Source organism: Kytococcus sedentarius DSM 20547 (genome assembly GCF_000023925.1).
In the GTDB taxonomy this organism is placed as follows: Bacteria; Actinomycetota; Actinomycetes; order Actinomycetales; family Dermatophilaceae; genus Kytococcus; species Kytococcus sedentarius.
Genome location: NC_013169.1, coordinates 2,454,752 through 2,472,852 on the forward strand (window position 1 = coordinate 2,454,752; position 18,101 = coordinate 2,472,852).

An 18,101-nucleotide genomic window follows, 5' to 3' on the forward strand; every position below is an offset into this window, starting at 1 on the left:
GGCGTGACCGACCCGACTGAAACGAGGCATGCATGACCAGCGTCATCACTACCCGCGGATTGACCAAGCAGTTCAAGACCCACACGGCTGTCAATTCCCTCGATCTGGACGTCCCGCAGGGCCACGTGTATGGGTTCCTCGGGCCGAACGGATCGGGCAAGTCGACCACGATGAAGATGCTGTTGGGTCTCACCCAGCCCACCAGCGGTGACATCGACGTGCTCGGCGAGCCCCTCACGCGCGCATCGCGCACCAAGCTCCTGCCGTCGATCGGGTCGATGATAGAAGCTCCTCCCGGGTACGGGCACCTCACCGGCCGGGAGAACATGCGCATCGTCCAGGACATGCTCGACTTGTCCACCGCACAGATCGACCACGCGCTGGCGACTGTCCGGTTGACTGAGCAGCAGCACAAGCTGGTCCGCAACTATTCCCTCGGCATGAAGCAGCGCCTCGGCATCGCGATGGCACTGGCCCGCGATCCCGCACTGCTCATCCTCGACGAACCGACCAACGGCCTCGACCCCGCCGGGATCGAGGAGATTCGCATGCTGCTCGTGGACCTCGCGGGTCGTGGGATCACGGTCATGGTGTCGAGCCACCTGCTCGATGAGATCGACAAGATGGCCAGCGTCCTGGGCATCCTCTCCAGCGGGACGATGATCTTCCAGGGCAGCCGCGACCAGCTCTTCGAGCAATCCGTGCCGGATCTGATCATCGAGACTTCCGACCCGCAGGCCGCCCTCGCACAGGGCATCACGGCAACCCGGGTTCCTGAGGGCATCAGGATGAGCGGGATCGACAAGGACGAGACCGCGAAAGTCGTCTACCAGCTCGCCGTCGCGGGCGTCCCGATCTACGAGGTGCATCGCGTCGCGCAGAGCCTCGAAGATGTGTTCATGGACCTCACCGGCAGGGGTGGTCTGCTGTGAGGCGCGCGATCCGGCTCGAGTTCCGCAAGATGCGCCGCCTGCGCACGTTCCTCATCACCGCGATCCTCGTCCTCGCCGTCGCGGGCCTGTCCAGCTTCTCCCTCTTCGCGGGCAGCACCCAGGAATCGTTCAACGACCCGGACGCGATGCCGTGGGCGGGCCTGATGGTGACCTACACGCTCATGGCCGCGATGACCTCCCCGATCCTCGCCGCCGTGCTCGCCAGCCGACAGACCGACATCGAACACTCCGGCGTCGGCTGGACCCTCGCCTCAACCGCCGGATACTCACCGGGCGTGCTGTGCCGGGCGAAACTCGTCGCACTCAGCACGGTCCTGCTGCCGGCCGTCGTCGTGCAGAGCCTGCTCGTGATCGGCATGGGCCTGTTCGCCGGCATTCGCGTGCCCCTCGATCCGGGGCCGTGGGTGCTGTACACGGGGCTGCTGTTCCTCATCGATGTCGTGTTCCTCGCGCTGCACATCTGGCTCGCCGCCATCGTGGAGAACCAACTCGTGTCCGTCGGCGTCGGCATGCTCGGCGCGTTCCTCGGCGTCTTCACGCTCCTCACCTCGACCGCCGTGGCCCGCGTCATCCCCTGGGGGTACTACGCCATGATCTCCCCGATCGGACAACAAGGCGACAGCCTGGTGTATCTCACGCCGCCGTTCGGGTGGATAGCCGGCTTCCTCATCCTCGTCGGAATCGTCTTCGCCGTCGCCACGCGACGTCTCGACCGGATCGAAAGGTAACCCCGTGCTCCGCGCAGAAATCCTCAAACTCAAGCGATCCGCCACCTGGATCATCGCGCTCATCCTCCCGCTACTGGCCGTCACCACCGGGACGATCAACCTCGCCAACAACCCCGCCACACTCGACGCCGGATGGGCATCCTTCACGTCTCAAGTGACCCTGTTCTATGGACTGCTGTTCTTCTCAATCGGGATCGGCCTGATCGCGTCCACCGCCTGGCGGATGGAACACCGCGGCACGAACTGGAACCTCCTCCTCACCACCACCCGCCGGCCAGTCAAGCTGGTCATCGCCAAGGTCTTGGTCATCATGATCCCCGTCGCGTTCATGCAACTCGTCCTCGTAGCAGGCACCCTGATCTCGGGCACGCTCGTGCTCGGGCTGGACGGTGCCATTCCGTGGCAGTTCACCCTCGTCGGCGCGATCTCCGTGCTCGCAGCCCTGCCGCTGATTGCAATCCAGTCCCTGCTGTCGATGCTGCTGAAGTCGTTCGCCGCACCCGTCGCCATCTGCCTGCTCGGCTGCGTCGTCGGCGTCGCCACGGTCACCAGCGAAGCACTCCGACCGCTGAGCTTCATCTGGCCGCAAGCCATCAACACACGCGCCCTGAATCTCGGGTCGACTGCACTTGCGGGCTCGGGCGGGCTCACAGCCCAGGACGCGCTACCGCTCATCGGCACGGCGCTCGGATTCGCGCTGGTCATCGTCGCACTCACCGTCGCAACGATCCGCACCGTCAAGCTCCGCTGAATCTCGCAGGGAGGGCAGGTCAGACTGGTGACTGATCGGAACGATCTCGATGATCGAATCGCGCAGCTCGACGCCGAGATCGCCGCTCACCCGATGGCGAGCAGGAAGATGCGGGCCGCGCTGGCCGTCATCGAAGAGTTCAGCTTCGGTGGCGTCGCGCTCGTCGAGCAGCGCCTCGCGGAACAGTGCCTGCCCTCTCTCGCAACACTCGCCAGAATCCAGGAAGCCCACGCGCTATCGTGGTACCGGCTCCACGAGGCCCGCGAAGAACTGCGCCGCGAGAACTCCTGAGTAGCGATGAACCCGCGGGCGCTACATGACTATCAAGTCCTACTTGCTCGCACCCAAACCGTGCATCGCCCAGTCGGTCCGGTGGCTCATGACTGCGTCAAAGTTATCGTCGTCAGGGATGGCAGCGCGATCCTGTTCAGCGAGTTCGGACAGCAGGCGGTCCGGCCGGGCGATGTGGTGGTGCTGGCGCCGAGTACCTTGTGCGGCTCCGAGCCCGAAGGGCACATCACCGTCACCACGATCTACGCCGATACCGACTACGTGATCGACCAGGCGTTCTGGCAGCACGTCGGCATCTTGCACTACCGGCTCGATGCAAGGGGCTTCGCGGAGAAGGTCTACTCCGATCCAGCGCAGATCCTGCGCCTCGGTGAGGACCGCACGGGCATGATGATGGCGTGGCTGGATGAGATGGTCGCGCTCAGCCTCGACGGGCAGTTCCAGCGCCGATTCCATCGGCTGCAAGCGCTCTGGTTCGCGATCATGGACGTGGTCGCCCCCTATGTCCGCATCTCCCCCGTACGGTTGACGCCGTTGCAGCGAGCACGCTCGCGCCCGGCGCCGCCGCGCACTCGACGGTTCACGCCGCTGCGCCGAGAAGCGCTGCTCGCGCGCGAAGCACTCCACGAGCACATCGCGCATTCGTGGACGCTGCGTGAGCTGGCCGAATCGGTGCGGCTTTCCCCGCAGCAGCTCACGCGGGTGTTCGCCGACGCGTACGGCAAGACGCCGATCGCGTATCTCACGATGCTGCGCGTGCAGGATATGGCCCGGCTACTGCGCGAGACTGACCAGCCCGTCGCCGTCACGGGGCGGCAGGTCGGGTGGTCCAGCCGCTCGCGGGCGACCGAAGCGTTCATCGAGCATGTCGGGATCAGTCCGAGCCGCTACCGCGCCATGCGCCACGTCGTCGGTCCAGTCGAACTCGTCTTGATGACCAGGCGTGGCGAGGGGCGGTTCGTAGAGCGCGAGGGCGCGGACGATGTTCGGGTCGAGCTGCGCGGCTCTCAGGGCGATGAGCGCGCCGCTGGAGAGGCCGAACAGGTGGTGTGCGTTCATGGCCTTGGCGACGGCGACCACATCTTCAGCTTCAGCATCGAGGCCCTCTGCGGGTGCGATGTCTGAGCTGGAGCCGCGTCCGCGCCGGTCGATCACGATGGTGGTGAACGTTGCCGCGAGGTATGTGGCGAGCCGGTCGAAGTCTGCGGCGGTCTGCATGCCTCCGGGGATGAGGATGACGCCTGGCCCATGTCCTCGCACCCGGACGGAGACCGGCATGGTGCCACGCTCGAGGACGAAGTCCGTCCAATCGCGACGATCCAGCCTGCTCCAGAACCTGCGGGAGGTCGATGCCGGGACCTGTGGCATCTCCCACTGTTGTAGGCGGGCCATTGCGTCGGCCATCAAGCGGGATGGCGCGGCACGGAGCCCCGCATCCCGGATACGGACCGCAAGCGGGCTGGCGGCCTGTGCGATGCGCCCGGTGAGGCGCGATTGACGCCAGAGCCCGTGGGTGCGCGCCCGACGGAGGCGGTCATACTCCTCCAAGATCCGGTCGAGGTCGTGCACTGCGGCATCGCGCAGGAGCAGCACGAGGGTGGCGGCGTCCTCGATGGCCTGCCCGGCCCCTTGGCCGAGGTCGGGGGTCATCGCGTGGGCGGCGTCGCCGAGCAGCACGCCCCGGCCTCGAACGAAGGTGCTCGGGAAGCTGGCGAGGTCGTAGATGTCGTGCCGGAGGATGTGTTGTGGCGGGGTCGCGTCGATGAGTTCAAGGATCGGGGCGTGCCAGGAGCCGAAGTGGCGGCGGAGTGACTCAGCGGGGTCGGTGTCGGTTCCGCCGGGCGAGATGTTGCGGGTCGCGAACCAGTACACGCAGTCGTCGGGCAGCGGCACGATCCCGAAGCGCGCACCTCGCCCCCAGGTCTCGCCCGCTTCGTCGGAGAGGTGGCCGGTGGAGGAGGTGACGCCGCGCGAGGCGGTGTATCCGGCGTAGCGGAGGCCGGGTCAAGCCCCCATCGTGCGCGGGCCTCACCGCGAATGCCGTCTGCAGCGACCACCAGGTCGAACTGCTCCTCGTTGCGGTTAACAGTCACGATCGGTGCCCCGTCTTCCGACACGCGTGCGGCCTCGCCGAGGCGGAGGGTTCCGGGTGCAAGGCGGGTGACGAGTGCTTGGTGCAGGTCGCTGCGGTGCAGGCTCCGCACGCCCGGAGCGTCGGATGGGGGCAGGGCGACCAGCCACCGGCCGGAGGGCTGTCGCTGGCCTGAGCGCAGTCTCCCCACGGCGGTGCTGCTCACCTCGCGCACCAGGTCTCCGAGCTCGATCGCATCCAAGGCCGCGAACGCATTCCCGAACAGCGTGAGCCCTGTCCCCACCGCGCCGGCGTCGGCACGGCGCTCATAGACGGTCACGGTGTGCCCGTCGGATTGCAGGGCGACGGCGGCGGTCAGCCCGCCGATCCCTCCTCCGATGATCCCGATGCGCATCAGCGCTCCTGTCCGGCCTCTGCGCCTTCTCGTCGTTGCTCGGTGTCAGACTCGGCCGGGGCTTCGAGCACTTGGGTGATGTCGGTGATCGCGCTGAGGAACGCGTGGGCCTGCTCCGGTGACCATCGCTCGAAGACCGCGCGGAGCCGGCCGATGTTGTCGCCGTAGAGGGCGTTGAATCGGTCGATGCTGGTGGCGTGGATACGGATCGAACGGCGGTCGGTGGCATCGTGTTGTCGCTCGATCCAGCCGTCTCGTTCGAGCCGGGTGAGGATCCCGGTCATCGTCGCGAGCCGGGTGTGGGTGCGTCGTGCCAGTACGGTCGGTGTCTGCGGTCCTTCCCGGTTGAGGACTTCGAGCACCGTCAGGTCGGTGTCCTTGATGCCCGCGGTCTCGGCGACCGTCCGGTCGTAGCTGGCGAGGTCGGTGCGGAGACGGCGCAGTGCGAGCAGCAACAGTTCCGCGGACGGCGCGGTCATGCGTGGACCCTCCGAGCGAACAGCGGGAACGGGGTAATGCCGACCTCGTGCAGTTGCCCACGGACTACTCGGTAGAAGCTCGGGCGAGTGAGCTGGCCGGCAAGGAACGGCACGACCTTCCCGGGCAGCCGTGCATAGTTCATGATGAGGAACGGCGACTCGCCGGTGTACTCCAGCAGGGTCGAGTTGTCGACGCCGAGCTTGTCCGCGTACCAGGTCGACACCGACTTCCACGCCTCCACCGCGATCGAAGGGGTCGCGGTTCCCGTGAAGTGATTCAGCAGGATCTCCCCGTCCTCCGCCTCGGTATCCCCGAAGAGCCCGGCGTTGCGCGCCATCAGCGCGTGCACGGGTTCCGGGAAGCCGAGTTCCCGCGTCCTCGCGACGATCTCGGAGTGCAGCGGCTCCTCGGACCGGACGAGCAGCGCGAGGTCGTACTCCGGACAGCCCTTAATCGGCGGGATCACCGTGACCTCCAGCGCGTGCGCGGTATCGACCCCGGACTGCACGGCGAGCCGGGCGGCGAGTTGCACCAGCCGGTGCCGGTAGTCGCCCCTGCGGCCACTTGCACGCACGAACGGGCCGGACCGTCGCAGATCGATGTTCCAGGCCAGGTGAGTGAACCAACCGCTCAACGGCTCCTTGAAGTCCATGATGCCCCTTCTCTCAGTTACTACGAGACTCGTATTATACGCAACTCGTAGCAGTTGGGAAGCCCGCACCTACGTGACGAGCGCCGCATCGTCACCCGTTGTCAAAGGTGAGAGAGCGAGTTGTGCGGACTCTCGGCACGATCGCACTACATCCGATGATCGTGAGCATGATGCCGAGGGCGGACTGCCAGGCGCGGCGCGGCGCAGGCTCCCTGGCGGCAGGACACAGAACCTGCTCCAACGTGACGGTGAGGGCGTAGGAGGTGAGGAGGACGACCGGGATGGTGATGACGACGCCGAGCGGAAGGCTCGCGACCTTCGGGGCCGCCTGACCCCACGATGTGCCCTCTGGCAGGAAGGGCATACCTGACAGGGCAACGTTGTGCAGTGCAAAGAGCAGGTAGCTCGCTCCGGCGATCGCGACCATCCGTACGGCCCGCCCTCCGTTGCGGATCCTAGGTGTATGAGGGCCAGACGTTGGTGACGCCAGCACGGAGCCGAGATGCTGGGGGATGTCCGCCCGCTCCACTATGGGGGCGGTGGTAGTTGTAGTGGATATTCCAGATTCCGATCGCGGTGTCGCGGGCTTCTTCGCTCTCGAACTCTCGGGCGTATAGCAGTTCCTCGGCCAGGATTCGCTGGTAGCGCTCCACCTTCCCGTTGTGTCGGGGCGTGTAGGGCCTGGTCTTCTGGTGTCGCGTGCGGTTGCCGACGATTCGAGCGAAGTCGGCCGAGCGGTAGCACGCACCGTTATCGGTGATGACGCGGTGGATGTGCGAGATCCCGTGAGCGGCGAACCAGGCCTTAGCTCGGGCGAGGAACGCTGCCGCCGTGGGTCCCTTCTCGTCGGTCAGCGGCTCGGTGTACGAGAGTCGGGAGAATCCGTCGACGGCGGAGTGTAGGTAGGTGTACCCCCGCTTCGCCCCAGCTGACTTCGCGCGACCCGCAGTCCTAGCCTGGTCGCTGTTGCGCCCATGAATGCGCCAGCCGCCACCGTCAGGGATTCGGCCGACCTTCTTCACGTCGAGGTGCACCATATGGCCGGGCCAGCGGGCGGTGATCTTCCCTGGCTTGCGATTGGTGTCGCCGCCAGGGTCGATGAACCGGCGTCGGCCAAGGCCGAGCCGGCTCAGGTGTCGGCTGACGGTACGCCGGTTGATCCTGACGTCCAGCTCGGCGAGCCCGTAGGCAATGCGCTGGGCGGACCACTTGTGCTCTCGCCGCCAGACCTCGATCTGTTGGATGACACAGGCGGCTGTCGCGGTACTGCTGTGGTGGGGCGTCGAAGCACGGTCTTGGAGCCCGGCTTCGCCATGGCGTCTCCACCGGTTGACCCACTTCGAAGCGCACGCGCGTGAGATGCCCATCTCGGCAGCTACGTGCGCGATCGGCCGGGTCAGGCACCGATTCACGAGCCGGCGTCGACCTTCAAGGCTCAACGGAGCATTAGCGTGCGTCACTTGGCAGCCTCCACATTCCGTACCCGCGGGGCGATCATGCGCAGCGTGGGCAGCATCACGAGGAGTGCGAGAGCGGTCAGCGCGGTCGCTGCCCACACGGGACCAAGGTTGCTCGAGCTCTCGAGCGCTACCGCTCCGAGCGCCGGACCAGCAGCGGCCCCGATGTTGAGAGCGGCAGTCGCGTAGGAACCACCCATGGTGGGCGCTTCCGATGCTGCGTAGAGCACTCGAGCGATCATGGTGCTTCCCACAGCGAATGCCAGCATTCCCAGCAGGAACACCAGGACGAGCAGCGGCACGGAGTGCCCAGCAAGCACCGCGAGCAACAGCCACCCAACTAACAGGAGCGGCGCGGCCACAACGAGGAGCGTTCGCGGGTGCTGGTCAGACAGTCGCCCGGCAATGCTGACTCCCATGAAGGACCCGATGCCGAACAACACCAGAGCCACCGGTACCCACACCTGGCCCAGACCCGCTGTCCCGGTCACGACCGGCGCGAGGAACGTAAACGCGGCGAAAGTCCCGCCATTGACCAGCGCAGCGAGCAGCATCGCCGTGAAAAGACGGGGCACGCGGAGCTGCGCCAACTCGAAGGCGAGAGACAGGCCATCGTTGGCTTCGTCCTGCGTGTCTCTCGGCTGTGGACGGATCCCGGTGAGGATGCCGATTGCAGCAGGAACGCACAGGAAGGCTACCGCCCAGAACGTGGCCCGCCATCCCAGCGCCGTGCCAAGTAGAGCCCCCGCGGGAACACCGGCGACCATGGCGATCGTGGTGCCCGAGAGGAGGATGGCAAGAGCGCGGCCCTTCCGGCTGGGGGCCACGAGGCGGGTCGCGGTGCTGAGTGCAACGGCCAGGAACCCGGCGTTAGCAACCGCAGCAACCACACGAGTTGCGAACAGCACGGAGAAGGTCTCGGCAGTGGCGGCGACGACGTGACAGGCAGCGAAGATGACTACGCACCCGAGCAAGGTGGTCCGGGCGGGCCACCGACGGGTGAGAGCTGCCATGGCGGGCGCACCGAGAATCATCCCGACCGCAAAGGCAGAGGTGAGTAACCCAGCTGTGCCGACAGAGACACCGACACTGGCGGCGATGTCTGGCACGAGGCCAGCAAGCATGAACTCAGATGTGCCCATGGCAAAGACAGCCAGGGCAAGCAGGTAGAGGGCGAAGGGCATGGAGGGCTCCGAGGAACGAGAACGAAAAGAGGGAAACGTCTCGTCACCACGGCCAGCGCCCAGGGAGCTGCCCAAGAGCCCGCTCAGCGCACAGGCGCAGGCGGCGGGTTAAGGACTCAGGAGGTCTGGGGGGCTGACGGTGTGACCGAAAGCCCCCTGAGTGTCTGATTCAGGGCACGCCATGCTCCTCACCCTACCGACGCTCCCTCAACACTGCACATCCTTTGCGCGCGCCGCGGCATCGTCATCAACGTCCTGCCCCGCAACACCTAGGGATCGCCATCATCGCCAGCGCGGCGGCGGCTGGCGAGAGGATAGCGAACGCCACCTGCATCACGACGCCGGGGAAGAGGCCCTCGAAGTACGTCGCCAGCCCGCCGAGGAACACCCCCTCGAATGCGGCGACGGCGAGAATCCATACCAGCCGATGGGGCGCACGTCGCATCAACCACACAGCAGCAACGACCCCCGCCCCTCCGAGGATCCACGGAGCGAAAGTGACCTCGCGCGGCTCCCCGGCCGTCACAGCGGGCATCGCCGCCCAGCCGATCCCAGCGAGAGCACCCAGATGCAGCACGACGAGCAACGCCAGCGCCGCCCACAAGACCCGGGTGGCAGACGGGCCTCTCATGACGGGAACGGCGATACCTGTCACACGAGGACCGCGATCGTGGCGTTCGCGAGGGCCAACAAGCCGACCGACCAGAATAACGGGGCCGGATCCGGCTTGTCTCGGCGTTGCCGGGCCGCGCCGATGCCGAGCAGTGCGCCGATGATCAGCAGCACGATCAGCTTGATGCCGATCTTCATGTAGTTCGGGTCGCCGCTGAGTCCCCACGGCGCAGCAAGAGCAAGCCCTGACGCGAGCGCCACCGCCATACCCCAGTGCATCAGCGGGGCCATCCTGTCACGTCGGCTCAGAGCCTCCACAGCCCACGCGCCGAATAGCAACGCGAACCCTGCCAGATGCAGGACGATCACGATTCCACGAAGAGTCTCCACGGCTCCTTCTTCCTTCCGGTAGTGCGGGTCAGTTGGCGACGTAGACGTGCGAACGGCCGAAGTCGTCGCGCTCGGCGATGTCCAGCAGCGCGGTCGCCATGTCGGGTGCGGTGATCGCCCACCCGCGCCTGAGCGGCCCGTTCTTGCTCAGTCGATAGCGGCCTTTCGCGATGGCGGGCTGGATGCGCGGGGCGCGGATCGCAGTCCACTGCAGATCGCTCTCCCAGAGCACGACATCCATGCGGCGCATGTCGTCATACGTCGCACCCAAGAACCGTTGCAGCAGTGGCAGCACGATCCACAACTTCAACGGACCCTGATGCGCCCAATGCTCCGCGACCTCGGAGGAGATCACCACGAGGCGCTCGACCCCGTGAGCCCGCATGGCCGCGACGAGGTTCTTGGTTCCCGCCGAGTACAGCGTCGTCGGCGTCTTCGATGCTCCGATTCCCACTGTGCTCACCACCGCATCGACGCCCGCCAGGAGGGGTTCGATCGTCTCCGCGTCGAGGATGTCTGCCTTCGCCTTCGCCAAGCGAGGATGCTCGACCTCCAGGGCCGCCGGGTTGCGGGCGATCGCGACCACCTCATGGCCCCGCCCGAGCGCCTGCTCCACAACGTGCCCGCCGACGGTGCCCGTCGCACCCGGTACCAAGATCTTCACAGCTCTCCTTCTGCCCACAGCAAACTAGTACACATCCGGTATAGTACCTGATAGGAAGCAACAGAGTCTGGGATGGAGTAGAGACTGATGGCAGATGAGCCGGTGGCGCAGGTGCGCGCAGCGATGCAGCGGCACCTGGTGCACGCGATCCTCGACAACGACCACGTCGCCCGCGCACACGGCCTGCAGGTGACCGATCTCCAGACCCTGCATCTGATGGTGCTCCGCGATGACGTCCGCACCCCGCGACAGATCAGCACCACCACGGGCATGCCCGCGAGCAGCGTCACCAAGCTCGTCGACCGACTCGAAGCCGCCGGATACATCAAGCGCACGCCAGACCCCACCGATCGGCGCAGGACATTGCTGGAACTCGTTCCCGGGGCCATTGAACCGCTCAGGACCTTCTATGGCCGTGCGGATCAGGCGTTCGACGGATTGAGTAAGAAGTTCAGCGCGAGCGAACTCGAAGTCGTCGCGCGGTACCTGGACGCGGTCAGCGATCTATATGCCCAGGATGGCTCCCTTCGGAATTGATCGCGTCCGTCATTGCAGGCTCCGAACCCGTCCACGAGGTTGGTGGCTCATCCCAATCCAGGGTGGGTTCGGAAGCCGCCTGTCTCGAGCAGGCTGCGGGCGATGTAGTTGGTGAGGTTGCGGAAGCCGAGGGCGGAGCCGCGTAGGTGTTCGAGGCGGCCGTTGAGGGCTTCGGTGGGTCCGTTGGAGGTACCGGGCCGCTCGAAGTAGGCCAGGACGTCGGCGGCGCGCTGGTTCAGGGTCCGGCCGAGGCGACGGAGCTCGACGAGGGCCGCGGGCACGCCGTCGCGGAGGGCGTCGATGACGGCGGTCATCGCCGCGCGGGCGGTTGCCCGGTCGGGGTGTCGGTAGGCGGCGATCATCCGTTGCAGGATGCCCCACGTGGCCTCGACCTCGACGTGGTCGGGGTTGGTGAACAGGACGATGAGTCGTTCTCGTTGGCGGTCGGTGAGCAGGTCCTCTCCGGTGTGTAGGGTGCGCCGGGCCCGGTAGAGCGGGTCGTTCTTGAGGCCGCGGTGGCCGTGGAGGTCTTGTTGGACCCGGCGGCGGCAGGAGTCCAGGGCGTCCCCGGCGAGGCGCACGACGTGGAAGGGGTCCATCACCGCGAGGGCGCACGGGAGCTCTTCGGCGGCTGCGGTCTTGAAGCCGGTGGGGGCACCGCCCGCTGCGATACTCCGCGTCAGCGGCGCAGCCGGGGGAAACCCATCCATCGCGACCACCTCCACGGCGTCACGCCACGCCTGTGGCCGCTCGGCGAGCCAGGTCTTGAACGCGGCCTTGGACCGGCCTTCGACCATGTCCAGCAACCGGGCGGGGCCGGTGTCGTCTCGGATCGGGGTGAGGTCGATGATCACGGTGACGTACTTCTCGCCCTTGCGCGTGTGCCGCCACACGTGCTCGTCGACCCCGACCACCTTCACCCCCTCGAACCGGGCCGGGTCACCGATCAGGACGCGCCGGCCCTCGGCCAGGACGGCGTCGTTGGCGGTGTCCCACGCCACCGCCAACGCCTCGGCGACCCGAGCGATGGTCAGGTGCTGCACGACCAGCGCGAGCAACGCCCAGCGCAGCCCACCGCGGGAGATCTTGGCCCTCGGCTCCGCCGCCGCAGTGGTGTCCTGCCGCCACATCCGCGCGCAGCCGGTGCACCGGTACCGGCGGACCGCGACCAGCAACGTCGTGGGTCGCCACCCGAACGGCTCGTGTGCCAGGCGTCGCGTGACCACGTCGTGCACGGTCCCCTCACAGCCACACCGCCGGCACCACCGGTCATCATCGACGACCCGGCAGGCCAGCACCGCCCGGTCCGGCTCGAGGCGTTGCCCGGTCACCTCCAACCCGAGGCCGTCGAGGCGGCAGAACGTCGTCAGATCAGGCGTGGTGCAGGTACCGTCAGGCATGTCGAGGTCTTCCAGGTGGGGAGTGTGAGAACTCCCATCATGTGGAGACCTCGACGCCTACCCCAGGACCGACGCGCCGCCCCGCGACCCACCCTGGATTGGGAAGAGCCGGGAAAGTGCCGGCGATCTCCTACCTGCGGGTCTCCACCAAAGACCAAGCCACCCGCAACGGCCTCGAAGAAGGCCTGTCCATCCCCGCGCAGCGCGAGGCCGCACAGCGCAAGGCCGACCAGCTCGGTGCGGTCATCGTCGCAGAGTTCATCGAGCCCGGCGAGTCCGACAAGACCGCCCGCCGCAAAGCCCTCCAGGAGATGCTGGACTACCTCGCCGAGCATCCCGTCCGATACTGCATCATCAACAAGGTCGACCGGATCGCCCGAAACCGGCTCGATGACGCGATCATCCACGCCACCCTCCGCCAAGCCGGGGTCACCCTCGTGTCTGTCATGGAGAACATCGACGAGAGCCCCTCCGGGATGCTCATGCACGGCATCATGGCCTCGATCGCGGAGTTCTACTCCCTGAACCTCGCCCAAGAGGTCACCAAGGGGCTCGTGCAGAAAGCGTCCATCGGCGGCACCCCGCACAAGGCGCCCATCGGCTACCTCAACGTCAGCCTCACCGATGCGAACGGGCACGAGGTGCGCGACGTGCAACTCGATCCCGACCGGGCCGACCTGATCCGGTTCGCGTTCACCGCCTACGCCACCGGCGACTGGTCCGTATCGAAGCTCGCCCGGGAGCTGGAGACCCGCGGCCTTGTCACCCGGCCCACGCCGACGTTCCCCGCGAAGCCGGTCACGACCACGGGGCTGCACAAGATCCTCACGAACCCCTACTACCAGGGCATCGTCACGTTCCGCGAGGTCACCTACCCCGGCACCCATCAGCCACTCGTGACCCCGGAGACGTTCGAGCAGGTGCAGACGATCCTCCAGCAGAACCACGTCACCGGCGACAAGCCGCAGAAGTACGACCACTACCTCAAAGGCTCGATCTACTGCGGCTGCGGGAAGAAGCTCATGTTCGAACGGCCCCGCAACCACCAGGGCGTCGCCTACGACTACTTCACCTGCACCGGCCGCCGGTTCAAGCGCAACGACTGCCAGCGCACCGCCGCCCTCGTCCACCGCGTCGAGCAGAGCATCGAGACCCGCTACCAACACGTCTCCGTCACCGAGGAGGAGGCTGGACAGATCCAGGCCGTCCTCGGGCAGGTGTTCGACACCCTCGCCGAATCCACCAGCGATGAACGGACCCTCCTCGAAGGACAGAAGATCAAGCTCGAAGCCGAACAGGTCAAGCTCCTCCAAGCCCACTACGCCGACGCGATCCCCATCGACCTGCTCAAAACTGAACAAGACCGCATCCGCGCCAGCCTCCACGCGATCACCGGCCGGCTCGACACCCTGGCGACGACCTACGACAACGCGAAGGTCGGGCTCGACGCGATCCTCGGCCTGCTCACCGACATCGGCGACGTGTACGCGAAGGCCGAACCCGCCGAACGGCGGATGCTCAACCGGGCACTGTTCGACCGCATCACTATCGATGACGAGGACCAAGCCGCCCTCGAACCAGCCCAGACGATCGCGACGATCCTCGACGCCACCCCCGGGCCACACAACGAAAGAACCTTGCCCCGCGATCAAGCGGGGCAAGGTTCGAACGTTCAACTTTACGTGGAGCTAAGGGGATTCGAACCCCTGACCTTCTCATTGCGAACGAGACGCGCTACCAACTGCGCCATAGCCCCGTGTGCGAGCGCCGACTATAGCAACCAACCCGCCGAGCGACCAACCGCTGGCCCGATCGACCTCAGCGTCGCACGGCCGGGCGCTTGGACGTGGGCTTGGCGCCCTTGGGTGCCGCGCGGCGCGTACCACGTGCCGGAACCGGGCGGCTGGTCCGTGCGCCACCCCGCCGCGCGAGCTCCGCCCGGGCGGGGGTCGAGGCGCGCCCCGGGCGCTGGGCGCGGGAACGGCCGGTGGCCGAGCGCCCGGCCGCCGGGGCCTCCTGCGCACCACGACGCACCCCGGTGATCCGCAGCCCGCTGCCCCGCACCTGCATCTCGGCGCACTTGCGCGACCACGCCACGTTCGCCGCCACGGCCAGCACGAAGAAGGCCACCCAGAACCAGCTGAGCGCACCCACCAGGGCACCCCCGAAGCTCACCAGGAGGCCCAGGGCGCTGGCGATCAGCAGCCCCGCCCGGACGGACTTGTCGGCCAGCTGCTCCCGCATCGAGCCCAGGCTGAAAAGGTCTGCCGACTGCCCGGCGCGGGCCCGGCGTTCGGCCTCTCGGGCGTGCGCGCGGGCGACGTCCGCCTCATCGCGCCGGGGCTTGACCGTGACCGTCGGCTCCATGGCCGCGGTGGGAGAGACCTGCTGGGCAGGGCGGTGGTCGAGCTCCGAGCGCGGGTTGGGCATTCGCACCGAGTGCTCCAGCGCCTCCATCGCGTCCAGGAAGGCGTCCATGGACTTCACCGTGGCCACGTGGTCACGCCGCTTCCACCACCACTGCACCCCGAACCCGACCCAGACGAGGACGACGAGCACGAGGACAAGGAGGCTGGGCGGCATGGCCGCAGTCTAGAAACACAACGCTGTGATTCACCTGAGGACACACCCCCGGAAACGCCTGCCAGGTGAACATTCAATAACGATGGCCCAGACGGGCGCGCGCGGCGTCCCACTCGGGCGCGGTCACCGCGAACACGCGGTGATCACACCACTGACCGTCGATGAAGGTGGCCCCCACCCGGACGCCCTCCTCGCGCAGGCCCAACGCGGCCACCATCGCCAGCGAGGCCTCGTTGTGCACGGCCACCGCAACCTCCACCCGGTGAAGACCCGCCGCCAGCGCGTGGTCGATCGCCAGCGCCAACGCCGTACGCCCCACACCCCGCCCGGTCACCTGACGGTCCACCCAGTAGCCCGCCGATGCGGTGCGCTGACCACCCCATCGCACGTCACCCAGCGCCATCTCACCGGCGAGCCGCCCCCGGTGCTCGATGCCCCAGTGCACCGCGGCGCCAACAGCGGCCTGCCGCGGCACGGAGCGGACGAAGCGGTGGTAGGCCGTGCGCACCGGGGGGATGGCCCCCATCCCGGGGGCGTCGGGGTCGTCGGCGGTGCCCTCGCGCAGGTGGTCCAGGTTGTCCCGGCGCAACTGCTGGTAGGCGCGCCAGTCCGACCGCAGCAGCGGACGCAGACGCACCGGGTCGCCGGCGGCGGTCAGGCCCTCGAGGGTGACAGGCCACTCCAGTGCAGGTTTCACGGTGCCCAGCCTGTCAGCAGCCCGACCGCGAGGCCCGAGCGCCGCGGTGCGGGCGCCGCGGCCCTCGCCTCAGGCGTCCCGGCCGGGCTGGCCCAGCTCCTGGACGTACTCGCGCAGCCAACCGTCGAACTCCTGGCCGAACTCACCGTGCGCGCGCCCCAGACGCACCACGGCCTTCAGGTAGTCCAACCGGTCACCGGTGTCATAGCGGTTGCCCCGGAAGACCACACCCCACACACCACCACCGGACTCCTCCGAGGCAGTGGCCAGCTCCTCCAACGCATCGGTCAACTGGATCTCCCCACCCCGCCCCGGAGGGGTCTGTTCCAGCACGTCGAAGATGCTCGGGTCCAACACGTACCGCCCGATGATCGCCAGGTTGCTGGGCGCATCCGCCGGGTCGGGCTTCTCCACCAACCCCGTGATCCGCACCACCCCATCAGCGTCCGGCTCGCCCTCAGTGGCCGCACAGCCGTACAGGTTCACCTGGTCGGCCGGCACCTCCATCAGCGCCACGACCGACCCGCCCCGCTCGGACTGCACCGCGATCATCTGCTCCAACAGGTGGTCCTGCGCACCGATGAGGTCATCACCCAGCAACACAGCGAACGGCTCGTCCCCCACGTGCGGCCGCCCGCACAGCACGGCGTGGCCCAACCCCTTGGGCTCCCCCTGGCGCACGAAGTGCGGGGCCCCCATCTCGTTGGACTTCTGCACTCGACGCAGGCGCAGGTCGTCGCCCTTCTTCTCCAGGGCCTTCTCCAGCTCCCAGTGACGGTCGAAGTGGTCCTCCAGCGCACCCTTGTTGCGCCCGGTGACCATCACCACGTTCTCCACCCCCGCGCGCACGGCCTCCTCCATCACGTACTGGATAGCGGGCTTGTCCACCACCGGCAGCATCTCCTTGGGGATGGCCTTGGTGGCGGGCAGGAAACGAGTTCCCAACCCAGCCACGGGGATCACTGCCTTGCGGACCGGACGTCGCGTGTTCATGGGCTCACCGTAGGGGAAGCCGCCGACAACCGCTCCCCACACCGCTGCACGCATCCGGCCACCTGTCCCGACCACCACCCCGGGCCGCGCCATACTGCGGGGCATGAGCACCCCCATCGGAGGTCTGGACCTGCCCGACGACAAGAAGGAGGCGCGGCGGGTGGTGCGTGCAGCGCGCCGCGAATGGCGCGCTGCCGGGCGACACCGCATCGACGGCGAGTCGCTGGCCGCCCACGGTGTGCAGCTCGTACGCGAGAGCGGGGCGTGCACGGTCACGCTGTTCGCGGCCTGGGACGTCGAGCCGCCGACCGCCCACCTCACCCGGGCCCTGCTCGATGCGGGGGTGCGCGTCCTGGTGCCCCTCACCCTGCCCTCGTTGGCGCTGGACTGGGCCGAGGTGCGCGCCTGTCCCGAGGGCGACGTGGTGGGCGAGGAGGACCTGGACCTGGGCCCCCCGCTGGGCCTGGACGGCATCGCCGGGGCCGACCTCGTGCTGACCCCGGGACTGGCTGTGGACCAGCGCGGGGTGCGGCTGGGCCAGGGGGGTGGCTGCTACGACCGTGCGCTCCCCCGGCGGCGTGAGGGGGTGAAGGTGGTGACCGTGCTGCACGATGCGGAGCTGGTGCCCTCGCTGCCCAGCGAGCCGCACGACCTGCCGGTGGACGGGGTGCTGCGACCCTCGGGCGTGACCTGGTTCTGAGGCGCGGGCGTTGGCGGGTGGTTGAACCCGCCGTGGGCGTGGGCGGTCCCGCCCGACGGATGCCGCAGGGCGGCCCTGCTCGACGGATTACGATCTGCCCCCATGCCCACCTACTCCTACGCCTGCACCGCGTGCGACAACGCGTTCGACATCTCGCAGAAGATCACCGACGACGCCCTCACCACCTGTCCCAAGTGCGAGGGGCGCCTGCGGAAGGTCTACGGCTCGGTCGGGGTGACCTTCAAGGGCGGTGGCTTCTACCGCACCGACAGCCGCGTCGGCGGGTCCGGTGGCTCCGGCGGGTCGGACTCCGGTTCGTCGAGCAGCTCCAGCAGTTCGGGCTCCGGTTCGTCGAGCAGCTCCAGCAGCGACTGAGCCCACCCGCACCGCGCCAGACCCACTCCACCGCGCCACAGCACGGCCAAGCACACCCCGCGCGGCGGAGTGGGTCTGGGGCGGTGAAGAAGCCCTGGGGCGGCTGGACGGCAGCGCGGCGGGGCGTCCACGGGGGCCCGGGCTGTGGTCCGTCCCGGGCCGCCGACC

The 18,101-nt window shown here is 67.8% G+C and carries 21 protein-coding genes, 1 tRNA gene and 2 pseudogenes; 9 read left to right on the plus strand and 15 right to left on the minus strand.

Annotated features, from left to right (window positions below; all coding sequences use genetic code 11):
* Positions 1-32 precede the first annotated feature (32 nt).
* The 5 genes and pseudogenes from KSED_RS11585 to KSED_RS15780 all read left to right on the plus strand — a co-directional run.
* Positions 33-932 (plus strand): ABC transporter ATP-binding protein, encoded by a 900-nt coding sequence (locus tag KSED_RS11585; protein WP_015780269.1) that lies wholly within the window; start codon positions 33-35, stop codon positions 930-932.
* A complete protein-coding gene (locus KSED_RS11590; protein WP_015780270.1) occupies positions 929-1,681 on the plus strand; it encodes an ABC transporter permease in 753 nt (250 codons plus the stop codon). The genes KSED_RS11585 and KSED_RS11590 overlap by 4 nt, the downstream gene beginning before the upstream one ends.
* A gap of 4 nt (positions 1,682-1,685) precedes the next feature.
* Complete coding sequence (locus tag KSED_RS11595) at positions 1,686-2,432, plus strand: ABC transporter permease (protein ID WP_015780271.1); 747 nt, start codon at positions 1,686-1,688, stop codon at positions 2,430-2,432.
* 27 nt (positions 2,433-2,459) lie between these two features.
* Positions 2,460-2,723, plus strand: a complete 264-nt coding sequence (locus tag KSED_RS11600; RefSeq protein WP_015780272.1) for a hypothetical protein — start codon at positions 2,460-2,462, stop codon at positions 2,721-2,723.
* Positions 2,724-3,206: 483 nt separating this feature from the next.
* Positions 3,207-3,608, plus strand: a pseudogene (locus KSED_RS15780) (helix-turn-helix transcriptional regulator); the annotation flags it as partial.
* Here KSED_RS15780 and KSED_RS15785 read toward each other — a convergent pair.
* From KSED_RS15785 to KSED_RS11645, 10 genes are all read right to left on the minus strand, one after another.
* A complete protein-coding gene (locus KSED_RS15785; RefSeq protein ID WP_373419166.1) occupies positions 3,498-4,373 on the minus strand; it encodes an alpha/beta fold hydrolase in 876 nt (291 codons plus the stop codon). The pseudogene KSED_RS15780 and the gene KSED_RS15785 overlap by 111 nt on opposite strands.
* Complete coding sequence (locus KSED_RS15790) at positions 4,370-5,209, minus strand: NAD(P)-binding protein (RefSeq protein ID WP_081439865.1); 840 nt, start codon at positions 5,207-5,209, stop codon at positions 4,370-4,372. Before KSED_RS15790 ends, KSED_RS15785 begins: the two co-directional genes overlap by 4 nt.
* Positions 5,209-5,688 (minus strand): MarR family winged helix-turn-helix transcriptional regulator, encoded by a 480-nt coding sequence (locus tag KSED_RS11615; protein ID WP_015780274.1) that lies wholly within the window; start codon positions 5,686-5,688, stop codon positions 5,209-5,211. The genes KSED_RS15790 and KSED_RS11615 overlap by 1 nt, the downstream gene beginning before the upstream one ends.
* A complete protein-coding gene (locus KSED_RS11620) occupies positions 5,685-6,341 on the minus strand; it encodes a hypothetical protein (RefSeq protein WP_015780275.1) in 657 nt (218 codons plus the stop codon). The genes KSED_RS11615 and KSED_RS11620 overlap by 4 nt, the downstream gene beginning before the upstream one ends.
* Positions 6,342-6,432: 91 nt before the next feature.
* Positions 6,433-6,870: a Bax inhibitor-1/YccA family membrane protein gene (locus KSED_RS11625; RefSeq protein ID WP_308699665.1), complete on the minus strand. Its 438-nt coding sequence runs from the start codon at positions 6,868-6,870 to the stop codon at positions 6,433-6,435.
* Complete coding sequence (locus KSED_RS14345) at positions 6,797-7,801, minus strand: IS481 family transposase (protein ID WP_015780277.1); 1,005 nt, start codon at positions 7,799-7,801, stop codon at positions 6,797-6,799. The genes KSED_RS11625 and KSED_RS14345 overlap by 74 nt, the downstream gene beginning before the upstream one ends.
* The gene (locus tag KSED_RS11630) at positions 7,798-8,982 is read right to left on the minus strand and encodes a Cmx/CmrA family chloramphenicol efflux MFS transporter (protein WP_015780278.1); all 1,185 of its coding nucleotides are present in this window, start codon (positions 8,980-8,982) and stop codon (positions 7,798-7,800) included. Before KSED_RS11630 ends, KSED_RS14345 begins: the two co-directional genes overlap by 4 nt.
* Positions 8,983-9,229: 247 nt before the next feature.
* Complete coding sequence (locus tag KSED_RS11635; RefSeq protein ID WP_115306714.1) at positions 9,230-9,613, minus strand: Bax inhibitor 1 family protein; 384 nt, start codon at positions 9,611-9,613, stop codon at positions 9,230-9,232.
* A gap of 20 nt (positions 9,614-9,633) precedes the next feature.
* The gene (locus KSED_RS11640) at positions 9,634-9,984 is read right to left on the minus strand and encodes a hypothetical protein (RefSeq protein ID WP_015780280.1); all 351 of its coding nucleotides are present in this window, start codon (positions 9,982-9,984) and stop codon (positions 9,634-9,636) included.
* Positions 9,985-10,012: 28 nt separating this feature from the next.
* The gene (locus KSED_RS11645; protein ID WP_015780281.1) at positions 10,013-10,648 is read right to left on the minus strand and encodes an NAD(P)-dependent oxidoreductase; all 636 of its coding nucleotides are present in this window, start codon (positions 10,646-10,648) and stop codon (positions 10,013-10,015) included.
* Between the two features lie 87 nt (positions 10,649-10,735).
* Between KSED_RS11645 and KSED_RS11650 the strand changes: the two genes are divergently transcribed.
* The gene (locus KSED_RS11650) at positions 10,736-11,185 is read left to right on the plus strand and encodes a MarR family winged helix-turn-helix transcriptional regulator (protein WP_015780282.1); all 450 of its coding nucleotides are present in this window, start codon (positions 10,736-10,738) and stop codon (positions 11,183-11,185) included.
* Positions 11,186-11,232: 47 nt separating this feature from the next.
* Here the strand turns inward: KSED_RS11650 and KSED_RS11655 are convergent, their stop codons facing one another.
* The gene (locus KSED_RS11655; RefSeq protein ID WP_015780041.1) at positions 11,233-12,585 is read right to left on the minus strand and encodes an ISL3 family transposase; all 1,353 of its coding nucleotides are present in this window, start codon (positions 12,583-12,585) and stop codon (positions 11,233-11,235) included.
* A 116-nt stretch (positions 12,586-12,701) separates the two neighbouring features.
* Here KSED_RS11655 and KSED_RS15795 point away from each other — a divergent pair.
* Positions 12,702-13,469: pseudogene (locus tag KSED_RS15795) on the plus strand (recombinase family protein); the annotation flags it as partial.
* 799 nt (positions 13,470-14,268) lie between these two features.
* On the opposite strand, the gene KSED_RS11665 reads toward KSED_RS15795, so the two are convergent.
* The 4 genes from KSED_RS11665 to galU all read right to left on the minus strand — a co-directional run bounded on the left by KSED_RS11665 (position 14,269) and on the right by galU (position 16,858).
* Positions 14,269-14,341, minus strand: a tRNA-Ala gene (locus KSED_RS11665).
* Between the two features lie 62 nt (positions 14,342-14,403).
* Positions 14,404-15,168 carry a hypothetical protein gene (locus KSED_RS14960; RefSeq protein WP_015780283.1) on the minus strand — a complete coding sequence of 255 codons (765 nt, stop codon included), beginning with the start codon at positions 15,166-15,168 and terminating at the stop codon, positions 14,404-14,406.
* A 73-nt stretch (positions 15,169-15,241) separates the two neighbouring features.
* On the minus strand, positions 15,242-15,865 hold the full coding sequence (locus tag KSED_RS11675) for a GNAT family N-acetyltransferase (protein ID WP_015780284.1): 624 nt from the start codon (positions 15,863-15,865) through the stop codon (positions 15,242-15,244).
* 69 nt (positions 15,866-15,934) lie between these two features.
* On the minus strand, positions 15,935-16,858 hold the full coding sequence (galU, locus tag KSED_RS11680) for a UTP--glucose-1-phosphate uridylyltransferase GalU (RefSeq protein ID WP_041291660.1): 924 nt from the start codon (positions 16,856-16,858) through the stop codon (positions 15,935-15,937).
* A 103-nt stretch (positions 16,859-16,961) separates the two neighbouring features.
* On the opposite strand from galU, the gene KSED_RS11685 reads away from it, so the two are divergent.
* Positions 16,962-17,558, plus strand: a complete 597-nt coding sequence (locus tag KSED_RS11685) for a 5-formyltetrahydrofolate cyclo-ligase (RefSeq protein ID WP_015780286.1) — start codon at positions 16,962-16,964, stop codon at positions 17,556-17,558.
* A 102-nt stretch (positions 17,559-17,660) separates the two neighbouring features.
* Positions 17,661-17,933: an FmdB family zinc ribbon protein gene (locus KSED_RS11690; RefSeq protein WP_015780287.1), complete on the plus strand. Its 273-nt coding sequence runs from the start codon at positions 17,661-17,663 to the stop codon at positions 17,931-17,933.
* Positions 17,934-18,101: the final 168 nt, after the last annotated feature.